General features: G+C 72.0%; 27 protein-coding genes and 1 tRNA gene. 16 read left to right on the plus strand and 12 right to left on the minus strand.

The features are described 5' to 3' along the window. Positions 1 to 87 precede the first annotated feature (87 nt). From OG959_RS29790 to OG959_RS29800, 3 genes are all read left to right on the plus strand, one after another. Positions 88 to 1,299, plus strand: a complete 1,212-nt coding sequence (locus OG959_RS29790) for a PucR family transcriptional regulator (RefSeq protein WP_326666692.1) — start codon at positions 88 to 90, stop codon at positions 1,297 to 1,299. 75 nt (positions 1,300 to 1,374) lie between these two features. Then, on the plus strand, positions 1,375 to 2,070 hold the full coding sequence (locus tag OG959_RS29795) for a class I SAM-dependent methyltransferase (RefSeq protein ID WP_326663428.1): 696 nt from the start codon (positions 1,375 to 1,377) through the stop codon (positions 2,068 to 2,070). Between the two features lie 108 nt (positions 2,071 to 2,178). Beyond that, the gene (locus OG959_RS29800) at positions 2,179 to 2,619 is read left to right on the plus strand and encodes a DoxX family protein (RefSeq protein ID WP_326663429.1); all 441 of its coding nucleotides are present in this window, start codon (positions 2,179 to 2,181) and stop codon (positions 2,617 to 2,619) included. Positions 2,620 to 2,703: 84 nt separating this feature from the next. Here the strand turns inward: OG959_RS29800 and OG959_RS29805 are convergent, their stop codons facing one another. Then, positions 2,704 to 3,051 (minus strand): hypothetical protein, encoded by a 348-nt coding sequence (locus OG959_RS29805; protein WP_326663431.1) that lies wholly within the window; start codon positions 3,049 to 3,051, stop codon positions 2,704 to 2,706. Positions 3,052 to 3,309: 258 nt separating this feature from the next. Between OG959_RS29805 and OG959_RS29810 the strand changes: the two genes are divergently transcribed. From OG959_RS29810 to OG959_RS29820, 3 genes are all read left to right on the plus strand, one after another. Next, positions 3,310 to 4,254, plus strand: coding sequence for a slipin family protein (locus OG959_RS29810; RefSeq protein WP_326663433.1), 945 nt, complete (start codon positions 3,310 to 3,312; stop codon positions 4,252 to 4,254). Between the two features lie 245 nt (positions 4,255 to 4,499). Continuing rightward, entirely contained in the window at positions 4,500 to 7,469 is a 2,970-nt protein-coding gene (locus tag OG959_RS29815; RefSeq protein ID WP_326663435.1) for a DEAD/DEAH box helicase, read from the plus strand. Further along, a complete protein-coding gene (locus OG959_RS29820; protein ID WP_326663437.1) occupies positions 7,466 to 8,767 on the plus strand; it encodes an SWIM zinc finger family protein in 1,302 nt (433 codons plus the stop codon). The genes OG959_RS29815 and OG959_RS29820 overlap by 4 nt, the downstream gene beginning before the upstream one ends. Positions 8,768 to 8,780: 13 nt before the next feature. Here the strand turns inward: OG959_RS29820 and OG959_RS29825 are convergent, their stop codons facing one another. Both OG959_RS29825 and OG959_RS29830 read right to left on the minus strand, forming a co-directional pair. Next, a complete protein-coding gene (locus tag OG959_RS29825; protein WP_326663439.1) occupies positions 8,781 to 9,089 on the minus strand; it encodes a hypothetical protein in 309 nt (102 codons plus the stop codon). A 67-nt stretch (positions 9,090 to 9,156) separates the two neighbouring features. Beyond that, a complete protein-coding gene (locus tag OG959_RS29830; RefSeq protein WP_326663441.1) occupies positions 9,157 to 9,747 on the minus strand; it encodes a TetR/AcrR family transcriptional regulator in 591 nt (196 codons plus the stop codon). Between the two features lie 101 nt (positions 9,748 to 9,848). Between OG959_RS29830 and OG959_RS29835 the strand changes: the two genes are divergently transcribed. After that, positions 9,849 to 10,385, plus strand: a complete 537-nt coding sequence (locus OG959_RS29835) for an HXXEE domain-containing protein (protein WP_326663443.1) — start codon at positions 9,849 to 9,851, stop codon at positions 10,383 to 10,385. Positions 10,386 to 10,413: 28 nt separating this feature from the next. Here OG959_RS29835 and OG959_RS29840 read toward each other — a convergent pair whose 3' ends face one another. Then, on the minus strand, positions 10,414 to 10,950 hold the full coding sequence (locus OG959_RS29840) for a DUF3574 domain-containing protein (RefSeq protein ID WP_326663445.1): 537 nt from the start codon (positions 10,948 to 10,950) through the stop codon (positions 10,414 to 10,416). A gap of 199 nt (positions 10,951 to 11,149) precedes the next feature. Between OG959_RS29840 and OG959_RS29845 the strand changes: the two genes are divergently transcribed. Then, entirely contained in the window at positions 11,150 to 11,881 is a 732-nt protein-coding gene (locus OG959_RS29845) for a DUF7873 family protein (RefSeq protein WP_326663447.1), read from the plus strand. 38 nt (positions 11,882 to 11,919) lie between these two features. After that, positions 11,920 to 12,006 (plus strand) — tRNA-OTHER (locus OG959_RS29850). A gap of 294 nt (positions 12,007 to 12,300) precedes the next feature. Here the strand turns inward: OG959_RS29850 and OG959_RS29855 are convergent. After that, on the minus strand, positions 12,301 to 12,963 hold the full coding sequence (locus tag OG959_RS29855; RefSeq protein WP_326663449.1) for a peptidase: 663 nt from the start codon (positions 12,961 to 12,963) through the stop codon (positions 12,301 to 12,303). A gap of 30 nt (positions 12,964 to 12,993) precedes the next feature. Continuing rightward, a complete protein-coding gene (locus OG959_RS29860) occupies positions 12,994 to 14,205 on the minus strand; it encodes a pyridoxal phosphate-dependent aminotransferase (protein ID WP_326663451.1) in 1,212 nt (403 codons plus the stop codon). A gap of 85 nt (positions 14,206 to 14,290) precedes the next feature. Here OG959_RS29860 and OG959_RS29865 point away from each other — a divergent pair, with 85 nt between their 5' ends. Next, positions 14,291 to 14,968, plus strand: coding sequence for a winged helix-turn-helix transcriptional regulator (locus OG959_RS29865; RefSeq protein WP_326663453.1), 678 nt, complete (start codon positions 14,291 to 14,293; stop codon positions 14,966 to 14,968). An 83-nt stretch (positions 14,969 to 15,051) separates the two neighbouring features. Continuing rightward, complete coding sequence (locus tag OG959_RS29870) at positions 15,052 to 15,570, plus strand: cupin domain-containing protein (protein ID WP_326663455.1); 519 nt, start codon at positions 15,052 to 15,054, stop codon at positions 15,568 to 15,570. Between the two features lie 61 nt (positions 15,571 to 15,631). Here the strand turns inward: OG959_RS29870 and OG959_RS29875 are convergent, their stop codons facing one another. Further along, entirely contained in the window at positions 15,632 to 15,997 is a 366-nt protein-coding gene (locus OG959_RS29875; RefSeq protein WP_326663457.1) for a nuclear transport factor 2 family protein, read from the minus strand. Between the two features lie 67 nt (positions 15,998 to 16,064). Here OG959_RS29875 and OG959_RS29880 point away from each other — a divergent pair, with 67 nt between their 5' ends. After that, positions 16,065 to 16,712, plus strand: coding sequence for a uridine kinase (locus OG959_RS29880; RefSeq protein ID WP_326663459.1), 648 nt, complete (start codon positions 16,065 to 16,067; stop codon positions 16,710 to 16,712). A gap of 9 nt (positions 16,713 to 16,721) precedes the next feature. Here OG959_RS29880 and OG959_RS29885 read toward each other — a convergent pair whose 3' ends face one another. Both OG959_RS29885 and OG959_RS29890 read right to left on the minus strand, forming a co-directional pair. Then, a complete protein-coding gene (locus OG959_RS29885; RefSeq protein WP_326663461.1) occupies positions 16,722 to 17,624 on the minus strand; it encodes a carbohydrate kinase family protein in 903 nt (300 codons plus the stop codon). Further along, positions 17,621 to 18,562 (minus strand): pseudouridine-5'-phosphate glycosidase, encoded by a 942-nt coding sequence (locus OG959_RS29890; RefSeq protein ID WP_326663463.1) that lies wholly within the window; start codon positions 18,560 to 18,562, stop codon positions 17,621 to 17,623. The genes OG959_RS29885 and OG959_RS29890 overlap by 4 nt, the downstream gene beginning before the upstream one ends. An 88-nt stretch (positions 18,563 to 18,650) precedes the next feature. On the opposite strand from OG959_RS29890, the gene OG959_RS29895 reads away from it, so the two are divergent. Next, positions 18,651 to 19,520, plus strand: coding sequence for a class I SAM-dependent methyltransferase (locus OG959_RS29895; RefSeq protein ID WP_326663465.1), 870 nt, complete (start codon positions 18,651 to 18,653; stop codon positions 19,518 to 19,520). Continuing rightward, the gene (locus OG959_RS29900; protein WP_326663467.1) at positions 19,507 to 19,869 is read left to right on the plus strand and encodes a cupin domain-containing protein; all 363 of its coding nucleotides are present in this window, start codon (positions 19,507 to 19,509) and stop codon (positions 19,867 to 19,869) included. The genes OG959_RS29895 and OG959_RS29900 overlap by 14 nt, the downstream gene beginning before the upstream one ends. Positions 19,870 to 19,950: 81 nt before the next feature. Here the strand turns inward: OG959_RS29900 and OG959_RS29905 are convergent, their stop codons facing one another. The 3 genes from OG959_RS29905 to OG959_RS29915 form a co-directional block, all read right to left on the minus strand. Further along, positions 19,951 to 21,249, minus strand: a complete 1,299-nt coding sequence (locus OG959_RS29905; protein WP_326663469.1) for an MFS transporter — start codon at positions 21,247 to 21,249, stop codon at positions 19,951 to 19,953. Positions 21,250 to 21,357: 108 nt separating this feature from the next. Next, positions 21,358 to 21,900 carry a methylated-DNA--[protein]-cysteine S-methyltransferase gene (locus tag OG959_RS29910; RefSeq protein ID WP_326663471.1) on the minus strand — a complete coding sequence of 181 codons (543 nt, stop codon included), beginning with the start codon at positions 21,898 to 21,900 and terminating at the stop codon, positions 21,358 to 21,360. A gap of 59 nt (positions 21,901 to 21,959) precedes the next feature. Beyond that, a complete protein-coding gene (locus OG959_RS29915; RefSeq protein ID WP_326663473.1) occupies positions 21,960 to 22,946 on the minus strand; it encodes a glycerophosphodiester phosphodiesterase in 987 nt (328 codons plus the stop codon). A gap of 212 nt (positions 22,947 to 23,158) precedes the next feature. Between OG959_RS29915 and OG959_RS29920 the strand changes: the two genes are divergently transcribed. Next, complete coding sequence (locus OG959_RS29920) at positions 23,159 to 24,055, plus strand: MHYT domain-containing protein (RefSeq protein ID WP_326663475.1); 897 nt, start codon at positions 23,159 to 23,161, stop codon at positions 24,053 to 24,055. Positions 24,056 to 24,118: 63 nt separating this feature from the next. Next, entirely contained in the window at positions 24,119 to 26,242 is a 2,124-nt protein-coding gene (gene uvrB, locus OG959_RS29925; protein WP_326663477.1) for an excinuclease ABC subunit UvrB, read from the plus strand. Positions 26,243 to 26,348 lie beyond the last annotated feature (106 nt).

The raw sequence follows: 26,348 nt of genomic DNA on the forward strand, positions 1-26,348 counted from the left end.
TCCGCGGGGGCTTTTGTGACGCATGACAAAGAGCGGGCCGCCGTGCGGGGCCTGGAGGCCTGCCGCGGAGCCGGTGCGCGGCAGCCGCTGTGCATCGGGGACCGCCCGGTGGCCGCCCAGCTGAGGGCTCGGGCCCCCGCCCTGACCACCCGCGTCGTCGCCCGGCTCCTCAGCGATCTGCCGGTCTACGCGGAGCTGCCGCACGAGGAGATCGCGGGCGACATCGCGGACATCGTCCAGCACAATCTGCGGCTCTTCGCCGATGTCGTCGAACACCGCAGACCCGCCACCGACACCGAACTGGCCCAGCAGCGCGACTCCGCGGCCCAGCGCGCGGAGGAGGGCGTGCCGCTCGACGCCATCCTCACCGCGTACCAGGTGGGGATCGCCATGTGCTGGGAGGAGACCGCCCAGGACGCCGGCCCCGGTGACCTTCCAGCCGTCCTGGAGATCATGAACCGCATCATGGTCCTCCAGCAGCAGCTGACCTCCGCGGTGAGCGGCGCCTATCTGGAGGCCCGCCAGATCCTGGACAGCCAGGAACACGGCGGCCGGCACGCCCTGATGGCCGCCCTGCTGACGGGCGAGGACCTGGAACGCTTCACCCGGCGCACCGGACTGCGCCCGGCCGCCCGGTATCTGACGATGACGCTCGCGCTCGGCACGCACGACGACGAGGTGGTCCAGGCCCCGGGGCCCGGTGCGGGAGTGGCGGCCCGCAGGAAGATCCGCCGGATCCGCACGGCCCTGGACCGGTTCGCCGGTACGCCCGCGCTGACCGCTCTCGACGAGACGGGCGGCACGGTCCTGCTGCCCGTCGCCGAGCCGCCGCCGTGGAGCGGACCGGGCGGGCTGGTCGGGCTGATCGCCGAAGCCGCCCGGGCCGCGGGCGTGCCGGTCACCGCGGCGGCCGAGACCACGGAACCGGCGGCGGTGCCGGCCGCCGTGGCCCGTAACGCCGAGATCGTCGGACTCGTCGCCCGCAGCGGACGGCCCGCGGGCCTGTACCGGCTGGCCGACGTCCTGCTGGAGTACCAGCTGAGCAGGCCGAGCGAGGCCCTGAACGGCCTCGCCCGGCTTCTGCACCCGCTGGAGGCCAAACCGGAGCTGCTGCACACGCTGGAGACGTACCTCGCTCACGGCCTGGACCGCAGGGCGGCGGCCGCCGCCCTGCACGTCCACCCGAACACCGTGGACTACCGCATCCGCCGTATCGGCCGGCTGACCGGTCTCTCCCCGGCCCGGCCCATGGACCTCCAGCACCTCAGCGCGGCGCTGGTCGCCCGCCGTTCGGTATGAGGCGCGGGAACGGCGGCCGCGGACGGTCGGTCCGGGGCGGGGAACGGCGGTCGCCGACCGTTCGTTCGGCCGGGTATGAGCGAACGAGTGGTGCGTGAGGGCTATTCGGGGACAGGGCCCGGTGAGATCACCCCGGACGGCTGCGCGGTCGAGCTGTACCGACGACTGGCCGTCGCCGGCGAACCGGACGTCATCGCCGCGGCCGTCCCCGCCGGATCGAGCATTCTCGAACTGGGCAGCGGGGCGGGCCGGGTGACGCGCCCTCTGGTCGACCGCGGGTTCGATGTCACGGCGGTGGACGAGTCGGCGCAGATGCTGGAGCAGGTGCGCGGCGCGCGCACGGTGTGCAGCCCCATCGAGTCACTGGACCTCGGTGACGAGACGTTCGACGTGGTCATGCTGGCGTCGTTCCTGGTGCACTCGGGCGACCACCGGGTGCGGGAGGGACTGCTGCGGACCTGCCGCAGATACGTGCGCGACGGCGGTGTGGTCCTCATCCAGCGCGAGGGCGAGGACTCCCACGTCGGTCTGCCGCGCGAGCGCGTCCACCCGTCGGGGTACACGGTCCGGATCGTCTCCGCGGATCCCGTCGGCGACGGGGTGGACTCGGTGCTCTGTGTGTACGAGTTCCCGGATGCGCGCTGGACGCAGACCTTCCTCTCGCGACCGCTGTCGAAGGAGCAGTTCGAGGGCTGCCTGGACGCGGCCGGCCTGCGGGTGGACCGCTATCTCACGGAGGACGGAACCTGGGTGAGGGCCGTGCCCAAGTAGCGTGGCGGCAGGGCGAATCCGTGGGCGGCGGGGCGATGAGTTTTCGGCGGGGAGCCGGTCTGACCTGGTGTGAGCGACACCGCGCACCGCTTCCCCGAGGAGTCCACCATGTCCGAGATCATGACGCCCGTATCCCCGTCCGCCACTCCCGCATCCGCCGCCGGTCGCCGTGGCCGGGGCGCCGTCGCGCTGAGCGTGTCGCGGTACGTCCTCGCCCTGTTCCTGGGCTTCAGCGGAATCGCCAAGCTGATCGCGCACGAGTCCGCCCTCGAGTCCTTCGACCGGATGGGCTGGAGCCACGGTGCGATGTACGTCATCGGAGGCCTGGAGACAGCCGGCGCCGTCGCCCTGCTGATCCCCGTCCTCGCCGGGGTGGCGGCCATCGCCTTCTGCGGGCTGCTGGCAGGGGCTTCGGTCGTCCAGCTGACGCTGCTCGACCCGCCGAACGCGGTGATGCCCGCGGTGCTCATCGTGGTGATGGTCCTCATCGCCCGGGACCGCCGGGACGGAACGGCGGCACTGGTCGCACGGATCCGCCGCGGTGCGTGAGGCCGGCACGGGTGCGGACGTGCACCGGGTCGCGACCCCGGCGGGGTGCGACCCGGTGCACGTCCGCACCCGTGTCCCGTCCGGTCAGTGAACGGTGGTGAAGCTGCGCCACGGCAGCGCGTTGGGTGCGTTGACGTCGGAGAGCGTGGTCGCCAGGTACGTCGTGCCCGGGCCGGTGCAGTCCCGCGTGCGGTACAGGATGATGTCGATCAGGGTCTCGTTGAGCACTTCCTTGGCTCCCGCGGGGGCGAGCCGGTGGCATCCCTTCACCGAGGGGCTGTTCACCATGATCACGGCGTCCCGCTCGGTCGTGTAGATGACCGGGCCGACGGCGGTCCGGCCGAGGCCCGAGCAGCCCGCGACGGTGAGGGTCAGGAGCGCGGTCCCGGCGGCGATGCCGAGACGGCGGCGTCGGTGGTCGATCACGGGCATGGGCGGGTCCTCGTCTGTCTCGTCCGGCTCATCCGTACGCACTCCGTCACGCCACCCCGTACGCGGCGGAGCGACGTGCTGACGCTGGTCACCCTGCCCGCTCCCGGCGGGCCCGGCATCCGGGAGACGGCCGGGCGGGGGACGGGAGGGCAGGCGGAGGTTCGCCCGCTGCGCAAAGGGGGCATAACGTGGTAATAGCGCTTTGCTCGGTGTGAGGCGCACGTTCGTTCCGGTATCTCCGGATGGCAGGGGGCCGTCATGGTCCAGGAGCTCTTGATCGCAGCGGTCGCGGCGGTGTCGGCGGGCGCCGTGTACACGGCGGCGGCCGCCCGGGTCGTCAAGCAGTACGAGCGGGGTGTGGTGCTCAGGCTCGGCCGGCTCCGCAACGATGTGCGCGGGCCCGGATTCACCATGGTGCTGCCCGGCGTCGAGCGGCTGCGCAAGGTCAACATGCAGATCGTGACCATGCCTGTGCCGGCGCAGGACGGGATCACCCGGGACAACGTCACGGTGCGGGTGGACGCGGTCATCTACTTCAAGGTGGTCGACGCCGCGAGCGCGGTGGTGGAGGTGGAGGACTACCGGTTCGCCGTCTCGCAGATGGCGCAGACGTCGCTGCGTTCGATCATCGGCAAGAGCGATCTGGACGATCTGCTCTCCAACCGGGAGAAGCTCAACCAGGGCCTGGAGCTGATGATCGACAGCCCTGCCGTGGGGTGGGGTGTGCAGATCGACCGGGTCGAGATCAAGGACGTCTCGCTGCCGGAGACGATGAAACGCTCCATGGCACGCCAGGCGGAGGCCGACCGTGAGCGGCGCGCCCGGGTCATCAACGCGGACGCGGAGCTCCAGGCCTCCAAGAAGCTGGCCGAGGCGGCATCGGAGATGTCGGCCCAGCCCGCAGCGTTGCAGCTGAGGCTGCTCCAGACCGTGGTGGCGGTGGCGGCGGAGAAGAACTCCACCCTGGTACTGCCGTTCCCGGTGGAGCTCCTCCGCTTCCTGGAACGGGCCCAGCAGCCGGCGCCGCCGCAGGCCGTGGACCGCGCGCCGCAGGAACCCGCCCCGCCCGCACCCGCCGAACCCTCCGGCCCGTCGGCGTCGCCCCCCGGGCATCTGCGTCCCGCCCCGCGGGCGGCCTCGGCCCCGGCCCCGGCTTCGGGGGAGCCCCGCCCCACCGGCTCGAAGCCGCTCGCCAGGCACTGACCCCACCCACCGGCGTACCGGCCGGCCCGCCATACGGCCGGTCACGCCCGGTCACGCTCCGGCCGCTGCCGGACCCGTACGAGTTGCGGGCCCGGCGGCGGCCGGTCCGCTGTCAGACCCCCCGCCTAGACTCGCGAGTCGAAGGGTTCCCGTGACGGCCGTGCTGACCAGGCACGGAGGACCGAGGACGCCAGGGCTCACGACCGGTCTCACGACAGGGCCCGGACAGGAAGAGGGAGGGGCCGATGGGTATCGAACCGCCGCCGTCGCACGACGCGGCCACCGTCCGCCTGCTGCGCTGCGCCGCGGTCTTCCTCCCGGCCACGCTCCCCCGTGAGGGCCGCATCGCGTTCTGGGACCCGGAAGGACACCCCCTGCCCGACCCGGGTGACCTGTGGGCTCCCGCCACCGGGACCAGGGTGGGCGCATCCGCATCCGCATCCGCATCCGCACCCGCGGAGGCGGACGGCTCGGGCGTGCGCACCTCCGAGATCACCGTCGTCCGGCGCCACGGCGAGCAGGGGGACATCCGCCGCGGCACCGTGCCCGCCCTGCTGCTTCCCCTGGCCGAGGCCGTACCCCTGCTGGCCCGGGCCCGCCACCTGCGGTCCGCGCACCCCGCCACCCGGTGCTGGGGCGCCGCCACCCTGCACGCGCTCCACCTCGTCTCCCGCGGCCGGATGCTGCCCGGCCTGACCGCCGACGATCACGACGCCTGGCGGGCCGGACCGCGTGACGCCGAGGACGTCGCCCATCTGCGCGCGGTCGCCGCGGCCATGCCCGCCGAGGGATACGCCACCCCCTTCCCCGACCGCACGCCCCTCCAGGTCCCCGACCCCGAGCCGCTCATCAGCTCCTTCCTCGACGCGGTGGCCGACACCCTGCCCCGCACCCCCGCGGCCGCCTTCGCCATGGGCGCACCCTTCGCCGCCCGGGAGGGCCGCCATCTGCCCGGCGTCCGCGAGTGGGCCGTGGAGGTCGCGGCCGGACTGGATGCGGGCGTACGGGTGTCGCTGCGCCTGGACCTCTCCGCGTACGAGCTCTTCGACACCGAGGACCCGGCCGGCCCGTCCGAGGACCGGGACGACGCGACACCGGCCCCCTCGCGGCATGCCGGCGCCGCCATCACGCAGGTGCACAGCCTCGCCGATCCCACCTACGTCGTCGACGCGGCCGCCCTGTGGAACGGCTCGGCGGGCGAGCCCTTCGGTCCGCGGGCCCGGATCGACGCCGTGCTTGCCCTGCGCCGCGCCGCCCGCGTCTGGGCCCCGCTGGAACGGCTGCTGGACCAGCCGGTCCCCGACGTACTGGCCCTCACCGAGGACGAGTTGTACGAGCTGCTGGGCGCCGGCGGGGCGCGGCTGGCAGCCGCCGGGGTGAGCGTGCACTGGCCCAGGGAGCTCGCCCGTTCGCTCACCGCGGCGGCGGTCGTGCGACCCGCGCCGGGATCGGCCACCGACGGCACCTCGTTCTTCGACGCCGAACAGCTCTTCGCGTTCAACTGGCAGCTCTCGCTGGGCGACCAGAGGCTGACCGAGGCGGAGATGGACGTGCTCGCCGAAGCACACCGGCCCGTGGTACGGCTGCGCGACCAGTGGGTCGTCGTGGACCCCGCGCTCGTACGCAAGGCACGCAAGCGGGAGCTCGGCCTGCTCGACCCGGTGGACGCACTCGCCGTCGCGCTGACCGGCAGCGCCGAAGTGGACGGCGAGCAGATCGAGGCGGTGCCGGTCGGCGCACTGGCCGAACTGCGCGCCCGTATCGTCGAGGACGACAGCACCGTCGCACCGCCGCCCGGCCTCGACGCCACCCTCCGCGACTACCAACTGCGCGGTCTGGCCTGGCTGGACCGGATGACGTCGCTGGGCCTCGGCGGCTGCCTCGCCGACGACATGGGCCTCGGAAAGACGATCACCCTCATCGCCCTCCATCTGCACCGCGCCCACCCCGCACCCACGCTCGTGATCTGCCCCGCCTCGCTGCTGGGCAACTGGCACCGGGAGATCAACCGCTTCGCACCCGGCGTCCCCGTGCGGCGCTTCCACGGCACCGACCGCACCCTCGCCGAGCCCGACAACGGCTTCGTCCTCACCACGTACGGGACGATGCGCTCCAGTGCGGCCGAACTGGCCGCCCACAGCTGGGGACTGGTCGTCGCCGACGAGGCACAGCATGTGAAGAACCCGCACTCCTCCACAGCGAAGGCCCTGCGCACCATTCCGTCCCCGGCCCGGGTCGCCCTGACCGGCACCCCCGTCGAGAACAACCTCTCCGAGCTCTGGGCCCTGCTCGACTGGACCACTCCCGGGCTGCTCGGGCCCCTCAAGGCCTTCCGGGCCCGCCACGCCCGCATCGTGGAGAACACCGGAACCGCCGCCGGCATCGCCAACGACGAAGCGGTCGAGCGGCTCTCCCGGCTGGTCCGGCCCTTCCTGCTGCGCCGCAAGAAGTCGGACCCGGGCATCGCCCCCGAGCTGCCGCCCAAGACGGAGACCGACCACCCCGTCTTCCTCACCCGCGAACAGGCCACGCTCTACGAGGCCACGGTGCGCGAGACCATGGCGTACATCGAGGCGTCGGAAGGCATCGCCCGGCGTGGCCTGATCATGAAGCTGCTGGCCTCCCTCAAGCAGATCTGCAACCACCCCGCGCAGTATCTGAAGGAGGAGCCCACCCGCCTCACCGGCCGCTCCGGAAAGCTCGCCCTGCTCGACGAACTCCTCGACACGATCCTCGCCGAGGACGGCTCCGTACTCATCTTCACCCAGTACGTGACGATGGCCCGGCTGCTGTCCGCCCACCTCACCTCGCGCGCGATCCCCTCCCAGCTCCTGCACGGCGGCACACCGGTGCCGGAGCGGGAACGGATGGTTGACCGCTTCCAGTCCGGCGAGGTGCCGGTCTTCCTCCTCTCCCTCAAGGCCGCGGGCACCGGGCTGAACCTCACCCGTGCCGCCCATGTCATCCACTACGACCGCTGGTGGAACCCGGCCGTCGAGGAGCAGGCCACGGACCGCGCCTACCGCATCGGGCAGACCCAGCCCGTCCAGGTGCACCGGCTGATCGCCGAAGGCACCGTCGAGGACCGGATCGGCGAGATGCTGCTGGCCAAGCGGGCACTGGCCGACGCCGTGCTCGGCACCGGCGAGAGCGCGCTGACCGAGCTCAGCGACCGTGACCTGGCCGACCTCGTCTCGCTCCGGAGGCCGTCATGAGCCCCCGCCCCCACTCCTCCGGCGCACGGCCCGTCGCCCGGTCCCGCCCGGGCCCCGACGACCTGCGGCGGACCTTCGAGGCCGTGCCGGCGCGCACCTCCGGCGACGACGAGCCGTTCGCGGACAGCTGGTGGGGCCGGGCCTGGGTGACGGCGCTGGAGGACCTCTCGATGGACGCGCCCCGGCTGGCCCGCGGACGCGCGTACGCGGACAGCGGCAACGTCGCGGCGATCACCGTCACCCCCGGTCGTGTCGTCGCCTACGTACACGGCAGCCGCCCCCGGCCCTACCGTGCCGAGCTCCGGCTGCGCACGCTCACCGACCCCGACTGGGACACCTTCCTCGACGCGGTCGCCGCCCGCCCCGGCCACCTCGCCGCACTGCTCGCCAAGGAGATGCCGCACTCCCTGGCCGACACGGCAGCCGCCGCCGGCATCACCCTGCTCCCCGCGGCGGACGATCTCGACCCCGGCTGTTCCTGCCCCGACCGCGGCTGGCCGTGCAAGCACGTGGCGGCGCTCTGTTACCAGATGGCCCGGCTCCTGGACGCCGACCCGTTCGTCCTCCTGCTGCTGCGCGGCCGGGGCGAACGCGAACTCGTGGAGGACCTGGGCCGTCGCAACGCCGCCCACTCCGCGCGGGAGCGGCCCGCGGCACCCGCCACCCCGTCCGTACCGGCCCAGGAGGCGCTCTCCGACCGTTTCCTGCCGCCGCTGCCGGCCCCGTTCCCGGTGGAGCCGCATCCGGGCCGGCCGCCCTCGTACCCCGAGTTCCCCGGCGCCCGGGACCCCCTGGCCCTCGACCAGCTCGCCACCGACGCCGCCGCCCGCGCCCACGCGCTGCTCATCACCGGTACCGACCCGCTCGCGGGTCTCACCGCCTGGCAGGACGCGGTCCGGCTGGCAGCCGCCCGCCCCACGGCCGGACTCACCGCCACCACCCGCGCCCTCTACCGCGAACTGGCGTCCGCCACCGGCCGCAACACCACCGACCTGGCCCGGGCCGTCGCCGCCTGGCGTCAGGGCGGAGCCGAGGGCCTCACCGTCCTGGAGACACCGTGGGACCCCCCGGCCGGTCCGTTCGACCGCGCCCGCCCGGCCCTCGCGGCGGCCGGATTCCCGCGCTTCCAGCCCTGGCGCAACCACCTGACCCACCCCGGAGGCACACTCCAGCTCCGCTTCGGCCACGACGGCCGGTGGTACGGCTACGAATCGGACCCGGGCGAGGACGAATGGTGGCCCAGGGCCGCGCCGGACTCCGACCCGGTGGGCGCGCTGCTCGAACTCAGCGGCGGCTGACCCTGCCGGCGGATCAGCTGTTCAGGAAGACCAGCAGACCGATCAGCAGCACCGCGACGACGGGCAGCATGATCAGCCGGGCCTTGCGGAACGACTCGTTGTCCTGCTGCGCGAGCCCGCGGCCGGCACCGTGTGCGGACGCCAGGTGCTCCCCGGCCATGTCGAGGAGCCGCCGGGTCGTCAGGAGCGACGGCGACCAGTCGCAGTGCGTACAGACGAGGAAGTCGCGGTACGGGTCGTACCTGAAGTCCCGCTCGATGTTGACCGTGAAGACCTGCCCCTCCTCGGTCGTCGCGGTGAAGTGACGTACAGGCGTGCCCATCAGGCTTGCTCCCCGCTGGTCGATGTCCGGTGCAGCGGCACCCGGCCGCGGAACAGTACCCGACGGCTCAGGCGCTCTGCCGGGCGGGCAGTACGGCGTCCACGACGGCAGCGGCGAAACCGGGCGGAACCGGCTTGCTCCGCAGCAGCGCCCGCATCCATACGGCTCCGGCGATCAGGTCGAGCAACAGCATCGGGTCGGCGCCCGGAGGGAGTTCGCCCCGTGCGACGGCCCGTGTGAACACCGGCTCCTCGCGGGAGAACCGGTCGGCGAAGAAGTCGCGGGTCAGTGTGGCGAGCTCGTCGTCCGGAAGTCCCGACCCCGAGGCCACGGCCCGCACGACCGGCTGGGTCCGCGCGCCGGTGACCAGGTCGATGACCTGCTCCGTCAGAGCGATCAGGTCCGCGCGCAGTGTGCCGGTGTCGGGAACATCGATGTCCAGGACCCGGGCGCCGACCAGCGCGGCGTGCAGCAGCGGAGCCTTCGAGGGCCACCAGCGATAGATCGTCGTCTTGTTGACCCCGGCCTCCTGGGCGACGGCTTCGATGGTGAGCCCCGCATAGCCGCGCTCGGCCAGCAGGCGCAGCGTGGCATCGAAGATCGCCTCGGCGGCCCGGGGGCCCTTGCCGGAGCGGTGGCGCGAAGACGGGGCGGGCATGGCGGCAACTCCTCCAGTAATGCAACGCAACGTTGCGTTGCATTGTACTCTGCGTGCGACGGCCGGGCACCACTGCTCGGACGGGCACGGAAGGAGTGGTGATGGAGGAGAAGAAGGTCTCCGGAGCGGTGACGTGGGGGCTGTTGGCAGCTTGGGCGGCCAACGACCTGGAGGAGATCGCCACCATGGCGGGCTGGCTCCGGACCGCCCGGCCGGAACTCAGGAAGCGAATGCCGTGGGTGCCCGAACGGGTGTGGCGGCGGACGGCCCTCTCGCAGCGCGAAGTGAACACGGCCATCGGCCTTATGGGAGGGATCGTCGCGGCCGCCGCCGCGGACGGTGCACGCACCGGCGGACGCAGCCCGTTCTTCGGCACCGTTCTGGCCGGGTTCGGACTGCACGGCGTGGTGCATCTGGCGCAGTCGGCGGCGTACGGCGGCTACACCCCGGGCGTGGTCACATCGCCGACCGTCGTCATTCCGTACTCGCTCTGGGCGCTGCGCCGGCTGCGGGAGGCGGGGGTCCCGGTGGGCGGGGGCCGCACGGTGGCCACCGGGCTGGCGTTCCTGCCGGTGGCCGTGGTGGGGGTGCACACGGCGGCACGTCTCCTGTGCAGGCGGCGGGAGGCCGGGATCTGAACACCGCGGGCCTGCGCCGCGTTCGGGATCAGAAGTCGGCCGTCGTGCGCTCCTCCAGCCGCGCCACCGAGTCCTGCGCGTACGCCTTCTCGTAGGCGTTGCGGATCCGCTCGATCTGCGGATCGCGCAGCCGGGCCTCGGACGCCGGGTAGAGCAGGGTCAGTTCGTAGCTGCGCTCCCGCTCGACGACACCGTTGGAGTCCCGCCACTGGCCCCGGCCGTCCTGGATGGTCAGCCCGTTGGGGAAGCGCGGGGTGACTTCGGCGTCGATGAAGGCAAGGAACTGCCGGTCGGTCACATCCGGTCCGCCGTCCGGGCGTTCGGTGCCGAAGAACAGCCGCGTCTCGATGTACGCCTTGCCGCGCGCGGCAGCCGCCGGCCGGGCGTCCGCGGGCGAGTCGGCCCCCAGGGTGGCGTATGCGACGGGAGTGCCCACGGCCAGGACCGCGAGGCCCGCCGTGGCAGCGGCGAGCGCGGCACGGCGACGCGGGCGGCGGCGGACATCCGGGGATCCGTCGGACGGGCCCGGGTCGTTCGCGGCGATGGGGTGGGGCAGGCGGGACATGGGAGAGGCCCTTCGTTCCGGAAGCGGGGGCAGGCGCGGGCGCGCGGGGCTCACTGTGGCAAGCCGCCCCCGCCCGGCAGCGGCGGCGCAGGGGCGTCGCGCGGAAACCACCCGAACGGGCGGGAGCGGGCTCCCGGGCGGATCCGCGGCGGCAAAAAGCGCTGGTGCGAGGTGTGTTGCTCTTGCTAGCTTCCTGGACGTGGCGAAACTCAATCAGATCATCGCAGTGGAGAAGGGCGTCAAGTCCAAGGCTCACCAGGACCTGACGGCGGCGCATCACGGCCTCCAGAAGGCCGGTCTGCTGGCCGGGATCTCCCGGACCTATCAGCCGAAGGACGAGGAGGGCGAACAGTTGCCGCCCGAGTCGACCCTGGTGCAGATCAAGGCCGAGGACGTGCTGCGGGAGACCGCGGCGACGCTGACCCGCCTCTTCGACGTGACCGCCACGAAGGACTGGGCGAACTGCGCGGCCCGCGCCGACGTCTCGGTCGACGGACGCGTACTGGTGAGCGGCGTGCCGGTGTCGTATCTGCTCTTCCTGGAGAAGCAGCTCACGGACATCAACACCTTCGTCCGCAAGCTCCCGGTGCTCGACGCCTCCGAGGCATGGACCCAGGACCCGTCCACCGACTCCTGGAAGACCGAGCCGGTGCGGACCCTGCGGACGAAGAAGGTGCCCCGCAACCACGTGAAGGCGGAGGCCACCGAGAAGCACCCGGCGCAGGTCGAGGTGTACTACGAGGACATCCCCATCGGCTACTGGACCACGGTCAAGTTCTCCGGTGCGCTGCCCGCGCGGCGGATCAACGAACTGCTCGACCGGGTGGAGAAGCTCCAGCAGGCCGTGAAGTTCGCCCGCGAGGAGGCCAACGGCGTGGACGTCACGGACCAGCGGGTGGGTGATGCGGTCTTCGGTTACCTCTTCGGATGAGGTGACCGACCATGGAATCCCCGGCGGCGGTCGACGCGGCCGGGGTGCGCGAGGAGCGCAAAGCTGAAACTGAAGTTTGTCGTGACGACGCGGTTCAAGTGGAGGTTCGAGTCCTCCCCCCGGCACTTCCGCACTTCCGCACTTCCGTACGTCCCGTACGGATTCGGGCCGGGGTGGCCCAAATGGCAGAGGCAGACCGCGATCAATCTCAGACTCTTGCTCCAGACTCAGCATGCGCCGTCTATCGCCGGATCAACCGGGCCCGTGCCCGTGCGCGTCGAGATGCCGGTTCGACTCCGGCCCGCGGAGCTTCGGTCTGCGGTCGTCTAAAGGCAGGACGCGGCGACATAAAACTGACACGGGACCTTTAAAAGTGCCGGCGTGCCGTACAGGCGGCAATCACAGGGCTCGGGGGCCGGCTACGCCCCCGGGCCCGCTCCCGTTCCCGGCGCCGCGTCACCCTGTGGCGCCGTCGCGCTCAGCGACACCCCGCGCCCGGCGAAGAAGCGCTCGAAGCCGGCCAGCGGCAGCTCCGCCGCCCGGGTCGCGGCCGATGTGCCGGACGGGTTGTGGAAATGCACGCCCGTTCCGTCGGCCGTGCGCGAGGTCAGGAGCACCAGATGGCCGCCGCGTCCCGGTGCGGGCCGCCGCGGGTGACGGATCGCGTAGTGCACGGACGCCATGACGGACCGGCCCTCGTCCAGCAGGTCCAGGATCTCCGCCGGTGCGAGATCCCGGTGGACGGTGGCTTCCAGGCCGTGCCTCTCACGTACGTACATGGCGAACGGGGCGTAGACGAGTCCCCTGATCCCGCCGTCGACGTCCTCGGTGTACGCGCCGTACTCCAGCGCACCGTCCCGCAGCGAGAAGAGTGACGGGGCATCGGCACCGAGCGCCATGCGCAGACAGGTCATCCCGCACAGATGGCCGGCCCAGCGTGCGTACTCCGCGGGTGACTTCGCGCCGGACTCCGCCCAGGCGGGGTCGGACGCCGGGTCCAGCCCGCCCTCGACGATCGGCCCGACGAGCTCGGGCGAGGCGAACTGGGTGTGCACGGGGACCCGGCAGGTGGGACAGCTCACGAGCGGTCTCCGTTCATCTCCGGTGGCCGGTCACTGCCGGTACCCGGTAAGGAAGCGGCCGATGCGGCTGATCGCCGCGTCAAGATCGTCAGCGTACGGGAGGGTCAGGATCCGGAAGTGGTCGGGCCGAGGCCAGTTGAAGCCGGTGCCCTGTACGACCTGGATCTTCTCGCGCAGCAGCAGGTCCAGGACGAACTTCTCGTCGTCGACGATCGGATGAACCTTCGGGTCGATGCGCGGGAAGGCGTACAGCGCACCCTTCGGCTTCACACATGACACGCCGGGGATCTCGTTCAGCTTCTCCCAGGCGCGGTTGCGCTGCTCGTACAGCCTGCCGCCGGGTACCACCAGCTCCCGGATGGACTGGCGGCCGCCGAGGGCGGCCTGGATCGCGTACTGCGCGGGCGCGTTGGGGCACAGGCGCATGGAGGCGAGCATGGTCAGCCCCTCCAGGTAGCTGCGGGCGTGCTGCTTGGGGCCCGACACCACCATCCAGCCCGAGCGGAACCCGGCCACGCGGTACGTCTTCGACAGGCCGCTGAAGGTGAGGCAGACCAGGTCGGGGGCGAGGACCGCCACGCTGTGGTGCTCGGCGTCGTCGTACAGGATCTGGTCGTAGATCTCGTCGGCGAACACCATCAGGCCGTGCCGGCGGGCCAGGTCGAGGATGCCTTCCAACACCTCGCGGGGGTAGACGGCGCCCGTGGGGTTGTTCGGGTTGATGATCACGACGGCCCTGGTGCGGTCGGTGATCTTCGAGGCCATGTCGGCGAGGTCGGGGTTCCAGTCCGCCCCCTCGTCGCACACGTAGTGCACGGCCTTCCCGCCGGCCAGCGTCGTCACCGCGGTCCACAGCGGGTAGTCGGGGGAGGGGATGAGCACCTCGTCGCCGTCCTCCAGCAACCCCTGCACCGCCATGGAGATCAGCTCGGAGACACCGTTGCCGAGAAAGACGTCGTCGACGCCGATCCCGGTGAGCCCCATCGCCTGATAGCGCTGCGCCACGGCCCGGCGGGCGGACAGGATGCCGCGCGAATCCGTGTAGCCGTGGGCCTGCGGGAGCATCCGGATCATGTCCTGGACGATCTCCTCCGGCGCCTCGAAGCCGAACAGTGCCGGATTGCCCGTGTTGAGCCTCAGCACGCTGTGGCCCGCCTCCTCCAGGGCGTTGGCGTGCTCGATGACCGGGCCCCGGATCTCGTAACAGACCTCGTTGAGCTTGCTGGACTGGCGGAATTCCATGCGGTGCCTCCCCGACCCGATTGCGATACTTGGTTTTACCAAGCTTGGGCTTGGAAAGTCCAACAACATGTCTAGACTGCGTCGCATGCCACGTCAGCAACAGCCCGCAACCCGCCCGGTCCGCCGCCGGAGTTACGACCAGTTCTGTGCCGGTGCCCGGGCGCTGGACGCGGTCGGTGACCGGTGGACCCTGCTGATCGTCCGTGAACTGCTGGCCGGTCCCCGGCGCTACACCGATCTCCACGCCGACCTCCCCGGAGTCAGCACGGATGTCCTCGCCTCCCGGCTCAAGGACATGGAGCAGGGCGGGCTGGTCACCCGTCGCAGACTGCCGCCGCCCGCCGCCGCCTCGGTGTACGAACTGACCGGGCGGGGGCACGGACTGCTGCCCGTCCTCGCGGCGCTCGCCGAGTGGGGCGCGCCGGCCCTCGTGGAGCGGCGGCCCACGGACGCGGTCCGGGCGCACTGGTTCGCCCTTCCGCTGCTGCGCGCGCTGGAGGGGTTCGGCGGAGCGGCCGTGGGCGGGGTGGTCGATGTGCGCCTGGACGAGGGTGAGTTCCATGTCCGTACGGGGGAGCAGGCGCCGGGCGAACCGGTCTACGGGGACGGGCCCGCTGTCCGCGCCGACGCGCGCATCGCCCTCGACGCCGAGCTCTGTCTGGCCCTGGGCCGGGGAGAGCTGACGTTCGCCGAGGCCGTCAGGGACGGGCGGATCGAGGTGTCGGGTGAGGGGCCGCTCGCCGTGGAGCTGCGCGGCCCGTGAGGGGCGCGGTGGCGTGATTTGATCGGTCAACTTCTGGGTAGTGTCGGGGCATTTGGGATGTCCGGGACACTGATGAGAGGGAGTTGTCCGTGAGAATTGGCAGACAGCAGGAGCAGCAGGAGCAGCACGGCCGACAGGGACAGCAGAGGCGGCTGGGCAAGGCGCTGGTCATCGCGGGCTGCGTGGCCGCGCTCGGCTTCGTACCGGCGGCGGCCGTCGCCACCCCCGGCAGCGGGGTGAGCGGCACCGTGGTCGCGGAAGGCACCTCGGTGGGCAAGCTGAAGGTGAAGGCGCCGAAGGGGCGCACCGACGTCACCTTCCGGACGATCACGGTCGAGCCGGGCGGCTCCACCGGCTGGCACACCCACCGCGGCCAGCTGATCGCCGTCGTCAAGTCCGGGACGCTGACCCGCACCCTGGACGACTGCACGGTCGAAGTGACCCCTGCGGGCACGTCCTTCATCGAGCCGTCCGGCGCGAAGCACCGACACGTCGGACGCAATCTGGGCACCGAACCCGTCGTCCTCTGGGTGACGTATCTGCTGCCCGAGGGCAGCCCGCTCTCCGACGACGCCGACGCGGTGGACTGCGGAAAGAAGTAGAAGTGCGAGGCACCGCCCTCTGGCGCCCCGGGACGGTCGCAGGACCGCCGGGCGCCGACCGTCAGCGGGCGAGTGTCTCCCCGTACGCGCCGAGGCCGGCGCTCACGAGGCCGTCGCGGAAGGTCAGGACCTCGTACACCCGGCCCCCGATCTGGTTGCGGTAGTCGATCACCAGCGTGTCGACGCCAGCCCGCACGTCCATCACCTCGAACTCGAGGTCGGGGATGAGCTCCAGGCCCCGGGTCCAGTACGCGCGCAGTTCACCCTTGCCGCGGACCGTGCCGGAGGCGTCGCCGGTGAACCTCGCGATCATGGGGGAGCTGAACGTCACGTCCTCGTGGTAGTGCGCCAGGATGCGTTCCAGATCGTGGGAGTTCCAGTCGTCCTGCCACTGCTTGGCGAACGTGCGGGCGAATTCGAGTTCCATGAGCAGGACCGTAACGGGCGTGACCGTTGGCTGCCGCAGATTTTCGGCAAGGGGGCACGATGGTCCCGTGCGATTCGAAGCGATCACCTGGGAACGGCTGGCGGACGAGCTGACCGCGCACGCCGACGCGCTGAAGCCCGCCGACGGCGGACCCTGGCTCAGGATCGCCGTCGACGGCGCTCCGGCGGCCCGTACCACCGAGCTGGCCGACTCCGTAGCCCAGGGGCTGCGACTGCGGGGCCGGGCGGTGCTCCCGGTGTCCACGGCAGGGTTCCTGCGGCCGGCGAGCCTGCGGTACGAGTACGGCAGGCGGGACCCCGACTCGTACTACGGCAGCTGGTTCGACACCGGGGCCCTGTGGCGTGAGGTGTTCGGTCCGCTGGAGCCGGGCGGCAGCGGGCGGGTGCTGCCCGATCTGTGGGATCCGGTCACGGACCGGGCCACGCGGAGCCCGTACCGGCACCTGCCGGAAGGGGGAGTGCTGGTCCTGCACGGGCCGTTGCTGCTGGGGCACTGGTTCCCGTTCGACCTGAGTGTCCATCTGCGGCTGTCGGCCGGAGCGCTGCGGCGGCGCACGGCGGAGGACGAGCAGTGGACCCTGCCCGCATTCGCCCGGTACGAGGACGAGGTGGCGCCCTCCGCGAGCGCGGACGCGGTCGTCAGAGCCGACGATCCGCACCACCCCGCCTGGACCGGGCTGCGGCGGGACGGGTAGCGGAAGCCGTCACCCGGCGGGCAGCGGGGGCCGGCCGCCCACCGTCGTGACGGCCTCCGCCCCCGCCCGGCACCCCGCCGCCACGGCCGTCGCGTCGTCGGCCCCTGCCAGCCGGGCCGCCAGGAAGCCCCCCGTGAACGCGTCACCGGCCCCCGTGGAGTCCACGGCGGCGGGCACGGGTTCGGCCGGAACACGGGCGGTCACCGTTCCCGCGGTGGCGAGCAGCGCGCCGCCGTCGCCCAGGGTGACGGCGACCTGACGGACCAGCAGGCTCAACTTGGCGGCGGCGTCCGCAGGTTCGGCGAGTCCGGTGAGCAGCAGGGCCTCGTCCGCGTTGGGCAGCAGGAGATCCGCGCCCTCGGTCAGGGCCAGGAAACGGTCGACGCCCAGCTCGGCGAGGAACCCGGCCGACGCCGGGTCGATGCTCACCGGAATGTTCCGCCGCCCGGCCTCCCGCAGGGCGAGCAGGGCCGTCGCACGGCTGGTCGTGGCGAAGAGGAGGTAGCCGGAGAGATGGAGGTGGGCGATGCCGTCGAGCATCGCGGGCGACCAGTCCTCCGGGGAGAGCCGCAGCACGGCCCCGCTGTCGGTGAGGAAGGTGCGCTCGGCGGACGGGTCGACCAGGGCGACGACGGTGCCCGTCGGCGCCTCGTCGTCCACGGCCAGCAGATCGCGTACGCCCGCCCGCCGGAGCCGGTCCCGGTGCCAGTCCGCGGAGTCGGCGCCGACACGCGCCACCAGTCGCACGTCACGGCAGCCCGAACGAACCGCCCAGCAAGCCACGTTGGCCCCCGCGCCACCGGCCCGCGTCCGGATCCGGGCCGTCGTGTCCGTGCCGTGCAGCAGGGCCGGACCGTGCCGCGCCACCACGTCCGTGACCACGTCCCCGACGACGAGAAGGCCGCCGGTCACCGGGCGGCCCAGGCCGTGGCGATCCGCGCGGCGAGCGCCACATTGCCGCGGACGGCCGCCAGATTGGCCTCCAGCGACGCCCCTTCGGTGCCCCGCGTCAGATGATCGAGCAGATACGGCGTGACGGCCTGGCCGGCGATGCCGCGCTCCCGGCACGCGTCCAGCGCCTCCGCCAGGACCCGGTCGTGCAGACCGGGATCCAGCTGTTCGTCCTGCGGTACGGGGTTGGCCACGATCAGCGCGGCCCCGGGGCCGCCGAGCGCGTCCTGTGCCGCCATCACCTCGGCCACCTCCTCGGGCGAACGGACGGTCCAGTCGACCGGCTCGCCCGAACTGCTCAGATAGAAGCCGGGGAACCGGTCGGTGCCGTACCCGAGTACCCCCACCCCGAGCGTCTCCAGACGCTGCAGCGTGGCGGGCACGTCCAGGATCGACTTCACTCCCGCGCAGACCACGGTGATGCCCGTCCGGGCCAGCAGCCGCAGATCCGCGGACTCGTCCTGCGTCTCCGTCCAGCCCCGGTGCACGCCCCCGAGCCCGCCGGTCGCGAAGACACGCAGGCCCGCCCGCGAGGCGAGGAACGCGGTCGCCGAGACCGTCGTGGCACCGCTCGCGCCCGTCGCCAGTGCCGGGGCGAGGTCCCGGTGTCCCAGCTTGCGCATCGCCGGGTCCTCGGCCACCCGCTCCAACTGGGCCTTGTCCAGGCCGACCCGGGCGCTGCCGTCCAGCACGGCGACGGTGGCGGGCACGGCGCCGGCCGACCGCACGATGCCCTCCAGTTCCTCGGCGACCCGCAGATTGCGCGGACGGGGCAGACCGTGCGCGATGATCGTCGACTCCAGGGCGACGACGGGCCGGTGCCCGGCCAGGGCGGCCCGCACCTCCGCGGAGAGTACGGGGGTGCGGGGGGCGGTGGCGGACGGCTCAGTCAGTGACATGTTCACATCCCTGTCGCGGACGGAGCGGGCTCAAACGTGTGCTCGCGCGGGCGGCCGGAAGACGCTGCCGCCCCGTTATCGTCGGGCCATGAACCCTCCGACCGACCGCCCGTCGCCTACGGTTCGGCACTTCTACGACGACCTGGCCGCGGACTACGACCTCATCTACGCGGACTGGGAGGCGAGCATCGCGCGGCAGGCCGACGCGCTCTCGGCGCTCATCGACGGAACGGCCGATTCGGGCAACGGGCCCGCCGGGTACGACGTGCTGGACTGCGCCTGCGGCATCGGGACCCAGGCGCTGGGGCTGGCCGCGCTGGGGTACCGGGTCACCGGCAGCGATCTGAGCCCCGTCGCGGTGACCCGTGCCGCGAGGGAGGCGGCCTCGCGCGGGCTGACGCTGCCGGTGACCGCCGCCGACATGACGACGCTCCCGTTTCGCGACGGCTCGTTCGACGTCGTCGTGTGCGCCGACAACTCCCTGCCGCATCTGCTCACTCCGCAGGCGGTACTGGCCGCGCTCGGCGAGATGCGAAGGGTGCTGCGGCCCGGCGGGGTGCTGCTGCTGTCCACCCGGCCGTACGACCGGCTGCGCCACGAACGGCCGGCGTCCACTCCTCCGCAGGTCAGGAAGGGCCAAGGGGGACGGGTGGTCACCTTCCAGTTGTGGCACTGGCAGCCGGACGGCGAGCGGTACGACCTGGAGCATTTCCAGCTGCTGCCCGACGCGTCGGCGGACTCCGACGGGGAGAGGGACCGGGGGGACGGCTGGAACGTACGTACGCGGCGCGCCTCGTACTGGGCGCTGTCGCAGGCGCAGCTCGTCGAGTTCGCGACGCGGGCAGGGCTGCGGGAGCCGATGTGGCACGAGCCCGACGAGTCGGGCTTCTTTCAGCCCGTCCTGGTGGCGAGACGACCAGGGGCACTGGCTAAGGTGACCGGCCATGACCACATTTGATCAAGCCCCCGCCTCCTTCGCCGTGCACATCCCGGACACCGTCCTCGAACGGGAACCGCTCGAACCCGGGCAGATCGTGTCGGGTGAGCCCGAGGTCACGGGCAAGGTGTTGTGGGAGTCGGCCGACGGCAAGCAGGTGCGCGGGATCTGGCAGATCACGCCGGGCGTGGTCACGGACACCGAGGCCAACGAACTGTTCGTGGTCGTCAGCGGGCGTGCGACCGTGGCGGTCGAGGGCGGCGCCACGCTGGAGATCGGACCCGGGGACGCCTGTGTGCTGCGCGAGGGCGACCGGACGACGTGGACCGTGCACGAGACGCTGCGCAAGGCGTACCACATCAGCCTCTGAGCAGCCCTGGGCCAGGTGTCGGGCAGGGCGTGCGGCCGCTGCCCGCTCCGCTGCCCGCTGCTCGCTCCCTGCAGCCCGCTCTCAGGCCGTGGCGCGGTGGGTGAGGCTCCGGCGCAGCGCCAGCGCCGCCATCGGCAGCAGCAGGCACGCTCCGGTCAGGTTGAGCCAGCCGTAGCCGGCCTGGGAGACGATCACGCCGGCGACCGCGCCGCCGATGCCCGCCGACGCGTTCATGGTGAGGTCCGACAGCCCCTGCACGGCGGCGCGTGCCGCCTGCGGGACGGAGTCGGTGAGCAGCGCCGAACCCGCCACCAGGCCCGCGGACCAGCCGAGGCCGAGTACGAACAGGCCCGCCGCGGTTCTGCCGTGCGCGGCGCCCGCGGTGCCGGCCAGCAACGCGGCGAGGGCGAGCAGCCCGGCGGCCAGCCCGATGACGGTGAGGCGGCCGAAGCGGTCCGCCAGCCAGCCCATCACCGGCGAGAACGCGTACATCCCGGCGATGTGGCCGCTGATCACCAGCCCGATCAGCTGGAGGTCCGCGCCGTGATGGCCGAGGTCGACCGGCGTCATCACCATGATCGAGACCATCGCGGTGTGCGAGACGGTCACGGTCACCAGGGCGAGCCGGGCCATGGGCGAGGCCCGCACGGCCGCGAGACCCGCGCGCAGCGAACGGCCGTCGGCCGACCGGTTCTCCTGCGGGGCCAGGGCGCGCGCGGTGAGGAGAGGATCGGGCCGCAGCAGCACCGCGACCACGACGGCGGCGAGCAGGAAGATGCCGGCCGCCCAGACGAACGGGCCGGCCGTCTCCGAGACGGCGGTGCCCCGGAACACCCGGCCCGCCGGGGCCGCGATGTTGGGTCCGAGCACCGAGCCGATGGTGGTGGCCCAGATGACGGTCGAGATCGCCCGGCCGCGGCGGTCGGGTTCGGCGAGATCGGCGGCGGCGAACCTGGCCTGGAGGTTGGCCGAGGAACCCGCGCCGAACCCGGCCATGCCGAGCAGCAGCAGCGGGAAGCTCTCCACGACGGTCGCCAGCACCACGAGGCCCGCGCCGAGCGCCCCGATCAGATACGCCAGCACGAGTCCGGGGCGGCGGCCCCGCGAGGTCATCAGCGCGGCCAGTGGCAGCGAGAGCAGTGCGGTACCGGTCACCGACGCGGTGGGCGCGAGGCCCGACAGCGCCTCGGATCCGCTGACGCGCGTCGCCAGCACCGGGGCCAGGGCGATGCCGATGGGCACGCCGAGGCCGCCGAGTATCTGACTGGCGATGAGCACGCCGGACGTCCTGCGCCGGAGTGCGGGCAGGTCCGCCGCGGTGACCGGTCCGGCGGTGACCGGTCCGTCGGGGGTGTCGGGAGCGTTGATGGTGTGGGGCACCGACGCAGTGTGCCAGGCGGCACGCGGGGTCCGAACCCCCGTGTTCGAACCCCGCAGGTCATGGCAGCCGTGCCGGGTCCGGACACGACCCCGCAGGGCCCCGTCGGCTCAGAACAGCGGCTGCGGCAGCACACCCTCCAGAGCCAGCAGCTGCCGCTTGGTCTCCAGCCCGCCGCCGAAGCCGCCGAGCCCGCCGTCGCTCTCCACCACCCGGTGGCAGGGCACCACCACGGGCAGCGGGTTGGACCCCATCGCGGCGCCGACCGCCTGGGCCGCTCCGGGCTGGCCCACCCGGTCGGCGAGGTCTCCGTACCCGGCGACCGCGCCGTACGGCACGCCCGCCGCCAGTTCGCGGAGCACCTGGCGGTTGAAGCCGCTCGTCAGCGACCAGTCCAGGTCGAGCGAGAACTCCCGCAGTGTGCCCGCGAAGTACGCCGCGAGCTGGCGCACGGGTTCGGCCAGGCGCGCGGAGCCGGGTGACTCCACCGGTTCGGCGCCGAGCCGGGTACGCAACCGGTCCAGCGCCTTGTCCCGGACCGCCGGCCGGGCGTGGAAGACCACGGTCACCAACCCGGCACCGGTCGCGGCCAGCAGGAGCGGGCCGATGTCACTGTCGACCACGGCCCACTCGACAACCCCGTCGCTGTTCATGGTCACCACGGTACGGCCGCCCACTGACAACGGACGCCGGCTCCCGGCGCCCCGAGCGGTCAGCCGGTGGCCTCACGCACCACGTCGGGGGTGTTGGTGATGATGCCGTCCACGCCGTAGCCGGCCACCTGGAGCGCGTGCTCGGCGTCGTTGACCGTCCATGCGCTGACCTGGAGCCGCTTGTCGTGCGGGCCCTTCAGCGCGTGCACCGCCGCCACGTACTCGCCCGAGACCGAGGTGTACGCCGGGTTGATCTGGTCGGTGAACTGCGCGTACGACGGCAGATCCGCGACGGCCGGAGTGCCGAGGAAGCCCGTGACGACGTCCGGGCGCTGCTCGTGCACCTTGCGCACGCTGCCGGCGCCGAAGCTCTGGATCACCAGACGGCCGCGGACGTGCTCGCGGTCGAGCCACCCCTCCTGGCGCAGGACCCGCAGGGTCGCCTGCTCGATTCCGGGATAGGTCTCGGGGCTCTTGATCTCCAGGAGGAGGTTCTGGCCGTTGCGCCCGATCCGGTGCAGGTACTGCCGCAGGGTCGGCACCCGGGCCCCGGCGTACAGCGGACCGAACCAGCTGCCCGCGTCCAGCCGGGCGATCTCGGCGGCCGTGAAGTCCTTGACCGCCCACGGAGCACGGTCGGGGAAGACCTCCTCGGCGTCCGTGGTCCGCTTCAGATCGGTGTCGTGGATGACGACCAGCACGCCGTCCCGGGTCAGCTGGACGTCGTTCTCCACCCAGTCGAAGCCCAGGACGTCGGCCTTGTCCACGGCCGCCAGGGTGTTCTCCGGAGCGTAGGCCGACGCACCCCGGTGGGCGATGACCAGCGGCTCGTCCGTCCTGCCCCGGGCCACGTCGCCCAGCGTCCGGACGCCGGTGCCGAAGGCCGTCGCGGAGGGGGCGGCGACGGTGTGGGCCACCGTCGCGGTGCGGCCGGCCGGGGTGGCGCCCGTGCCCGGCGTCCCGGCGGCCGTGCTCGACAGCAGCCACGCGCCGGCGCCCAGCAGGGCGACGGCAGCGGCGGAGGCGGTTGCGGTGCCTGCGTACACGTGGACTCCTTGCGTCAGAGTGACGGACGGCCCGAGGGTCCCAGCCGTCCCCGAACAGGGAAGGGGCGACGGATGGCCACGACGTGAACGCACCTCGGAGACCGGGTCACGGGCCGCCGTCCCTGTCGATAAAATGCAGCTCTTCTGTTTGTTTGCCGGGCCTTGCGCCTTAGGGTCATCCGAACCCGGGCTTCTGCGAAGGGCGTACGAGCATGCAGGGCACAATCGACGGATTCGGCTACGGGGCGGTCACTCCCGTGGCCGCTTTCCTGATGGCCTGTCTCGGCGCGGCCCTGGGCCTGCGCTGCACCACCCGGTCATTGCGCACCGAGCGCTCCTTCAAGGCCGGCTGGCTGGCTCTGGGTGCGACCTCCATAGGCTCCGGCATCTGGACGATGCACTTCATCGCGATGGTGGGGTTCACCGTCGAAGAGGTGCCGATCGGTTACGACAAGCCGATCACCTTCGCCAGCCTCGCGGTCGCGATCGTCATGGTCGGTATCGGGATCTTCCTGGTCGGGTACCGCGGGGCCACCCGCATGGCGCTGGTGACGGGAGGAACGATCACCGGACTCGGTGTGGCCTCCATGCATTACCTCGGCATGGCCGGTATGCGACTTGATGGGCAGTTCGAGTACGACACGATCACCGTGTCCGCGTCGGTCGTCATCGCCGTGGTGGCCTCGACCGCCGCACTCTGGGCCGCGGTCTCCATCCACGGCTTCCTGCCCAGCCTCGGCGCCAGCGTCGTGATGGGTGTCGCGGTGAGCGGGATGCACTACACGGGCATGGCCGCCCTCAGGGTCCACCTCCACCCCGCCGCCGCCCTCACCGGCTCCTCCTCGGGCTCCGGCGACAGCGCCACCGCGCTGCTCGTCCCCATGCTGATCGGCCCGGCGTGTTTCCTGCTGCTGGCCGCCGTCGTCGTGATGTTCGACCCCCTGGTGGTCATGGGCACCCCCGACTGGAACGACCCCGCGGCCGTCCGAGGAGACCGGATGCCCGGCATTCCGGCCCAGCGCCAGGTTCCCCGGTTCGGTACGCACGCCGACCCGGCCTCGTTCCACACTCAGCAGCGCCAGGACTCCACGCAGCCGCAGGACTGGTGACCGCCGGGCCGCCGCGTGCCCTGAGCCGGCCCCGTTGTCAGTGGGGGGTCGTACGGTGGTTGCATGCGGCCCGTTTCGAAGATCGAACGTTCGGTGGCGCCTTTCGAGGTCGTCAGTCCCTACCAGCCCAGCGGCGACCAGCCGGCGGCCATCGCCGAGCTGGAGCGGCGCGTCCGGGCGGGTGAGAAGGACGTCGTGCTCCTCGGCGCGACCGGCACCGGCAAATCGGCGACCACCGCCTGGATGATCGAGAAGCTCCAGCGCCCCACCCTGGTGATGGCGCCGAACAAGACCCTCGCCGCCCAGCTGGCCAACGAGTTCCGCGAGCTCCTGCCGAACAACGCCGTCGAGTACTTCGTCTCGTACTACGACTACTACCAGCCCGAGGCGTACGTCCCGCAGTCGGACACCTACATCGAGAAGGACTCCTCGATCAACGAGGAGGTCGAGCGGCTCCGCCACTCCGCCACGAACTCGCTGCTGACCCGGCGGGACGTAGTCGTGGTCGCCTCCGTGTCCTGCATCTACGGCCTCGGCACCCCGCAGGAGTACGTGGACCGGATGGTCCAGCTCAAGGTGGGTGACGAGATCGACCGCGACCAGCTGCTGCGCCGCTTCGTCGAGATGCAGTACACCCGCAACGACCTGGCGTTCACCCGCGGCACCTTCCGGGTGCGCGGCGACACCATCGAGATCTTCCCGGTCTACGAGGAGCTCGCCGTCCGCATCGAGATGTTCGGTGACGAGATCGAGGCCCTCTCCACCCTCCACCCGCTCACCGGCGAGATCATCAGCGAGGACCGGTCGCTCCACGTCTTCCCCGCCAGCCACTACGTCGCGGGCCCCGAGCGCATGGAGAAGGCGGTCGGCCGGATCGAGAAGGAGCTGGAGCAGCGCCTCGCCGAGCTGGAGAAGCAGGGCAAGATGCTGGAGGCCCAGCGACTGCGCATGCGTACGACGTACGACATCGAGATGCTGCGCCAGATCGGCACCTGCTCCGGTGTCGAGAACTACTCGATGCACTTCGACGACCGCGACCCCGGCACCGCTCCCCACACCCTCCTCGACTACTTCCCCGAGGACTTCCTCCTCGTCCTCGACGAGTCGCACGTCACCGTCCCGCAGATCGGCGCGATGTACGAGGGCGACGCCTCCCGGAAGCGGACCCTCGTCGACCACGGCTTCCGGCTGCCCTCGGCCCTGGACAACCGCCCGCTGAAGTGGGAGGAGTTCCTCGGACGGATCAACCAGACGGTCTACCTCTCCGCCACCCCCGGCAAGTACGAGCTCTCCCGGGGCGACGGCTTCGTGGAGCAGATCATCCGGCCCACCGGCCTCGTCGACCCGGAGATCGTCGTCAAGCCCACCGAGGGCCAGATCGACGACCTGGTGCACGAGATCCGCAAGCGCACCGAGAAGGACGAGCGGGTCCTGGTCACCACCCTCACCAAGAAGATGTCGGAGGACCTCACCGACTACTTCCTGGAGCTGGGCATCCAGGTCCGTTACCTGCACAGCGACGTCGACACCCTGCGCCGTATCGAGCTGCTGCGGGAACTGCGCTCGGGCGAGTACGACGTCCTGGTCGGGATCAACCTCCTGCGCGAGGGACTCGACCTGCCCGAGGTGTCGCTCGTGGCCATCCTCGACGCCGACAAGCAGGGCTTCCTGCGCTCGGCCACCTCACTGATCCAGACCGTCGGACGCGCGGCTCGTAACGTGTCGGGGCAGGTCCATATGTACGCCGACAAGATCACCCCGGCTATGGCGCAGGCCATCGACGAGACCAACCGCCGTCGCGAGAAGCAGATCGCGTACAACACCGAGCGCGGACTCGACCCGCAGCCGCTGCGCAAGAAGATCAACGACATCGTCGCGACGATCGCCCGCGAGGAGGTCGACACCGAGCAACTCCTCGGCACCGGCTACCGCCAGGGCAAGGGGACCAAGGCGCCCGTGCCCACGCTGGGTATCAAGACCGGTGCCGCGAAGGGGAAGGCCGGCGGGGACAAGGCGGCGGTCACCGACCGCCCGGCCACCGAGCTCGCCGGGATCATCGAGGAGATGACCGACCGGATGCGTGCCGCCGCCGCCGACCTGCAGTTCGAGGTGGCCGCCAGGCTGCGTGACGAGGTGGGGGAGCTGAAGAAGGAGTTGCGCCAGATGCGGGAGGCGGGTCTGGCCTGACCCCGCGGCGTCCGGTGTGTTGCAGGACCGACACAAAACGGCCCGGGGCGGCTGTGTCCGCGGTGTGAATGCGTAGGGTGCTGGAAAACCGCGCAAGGACGGTTGC

It is taken from the genome of Streptomyces sp. NBC_00385 (assembly GCF_035917155.1).
Classification (GTDB): Bacteria; Actinomycetota; Actinomycetes; order Streptomycetales; family Streptomycetaceae; genus Streptomyces; species Streptomyces poriferorum.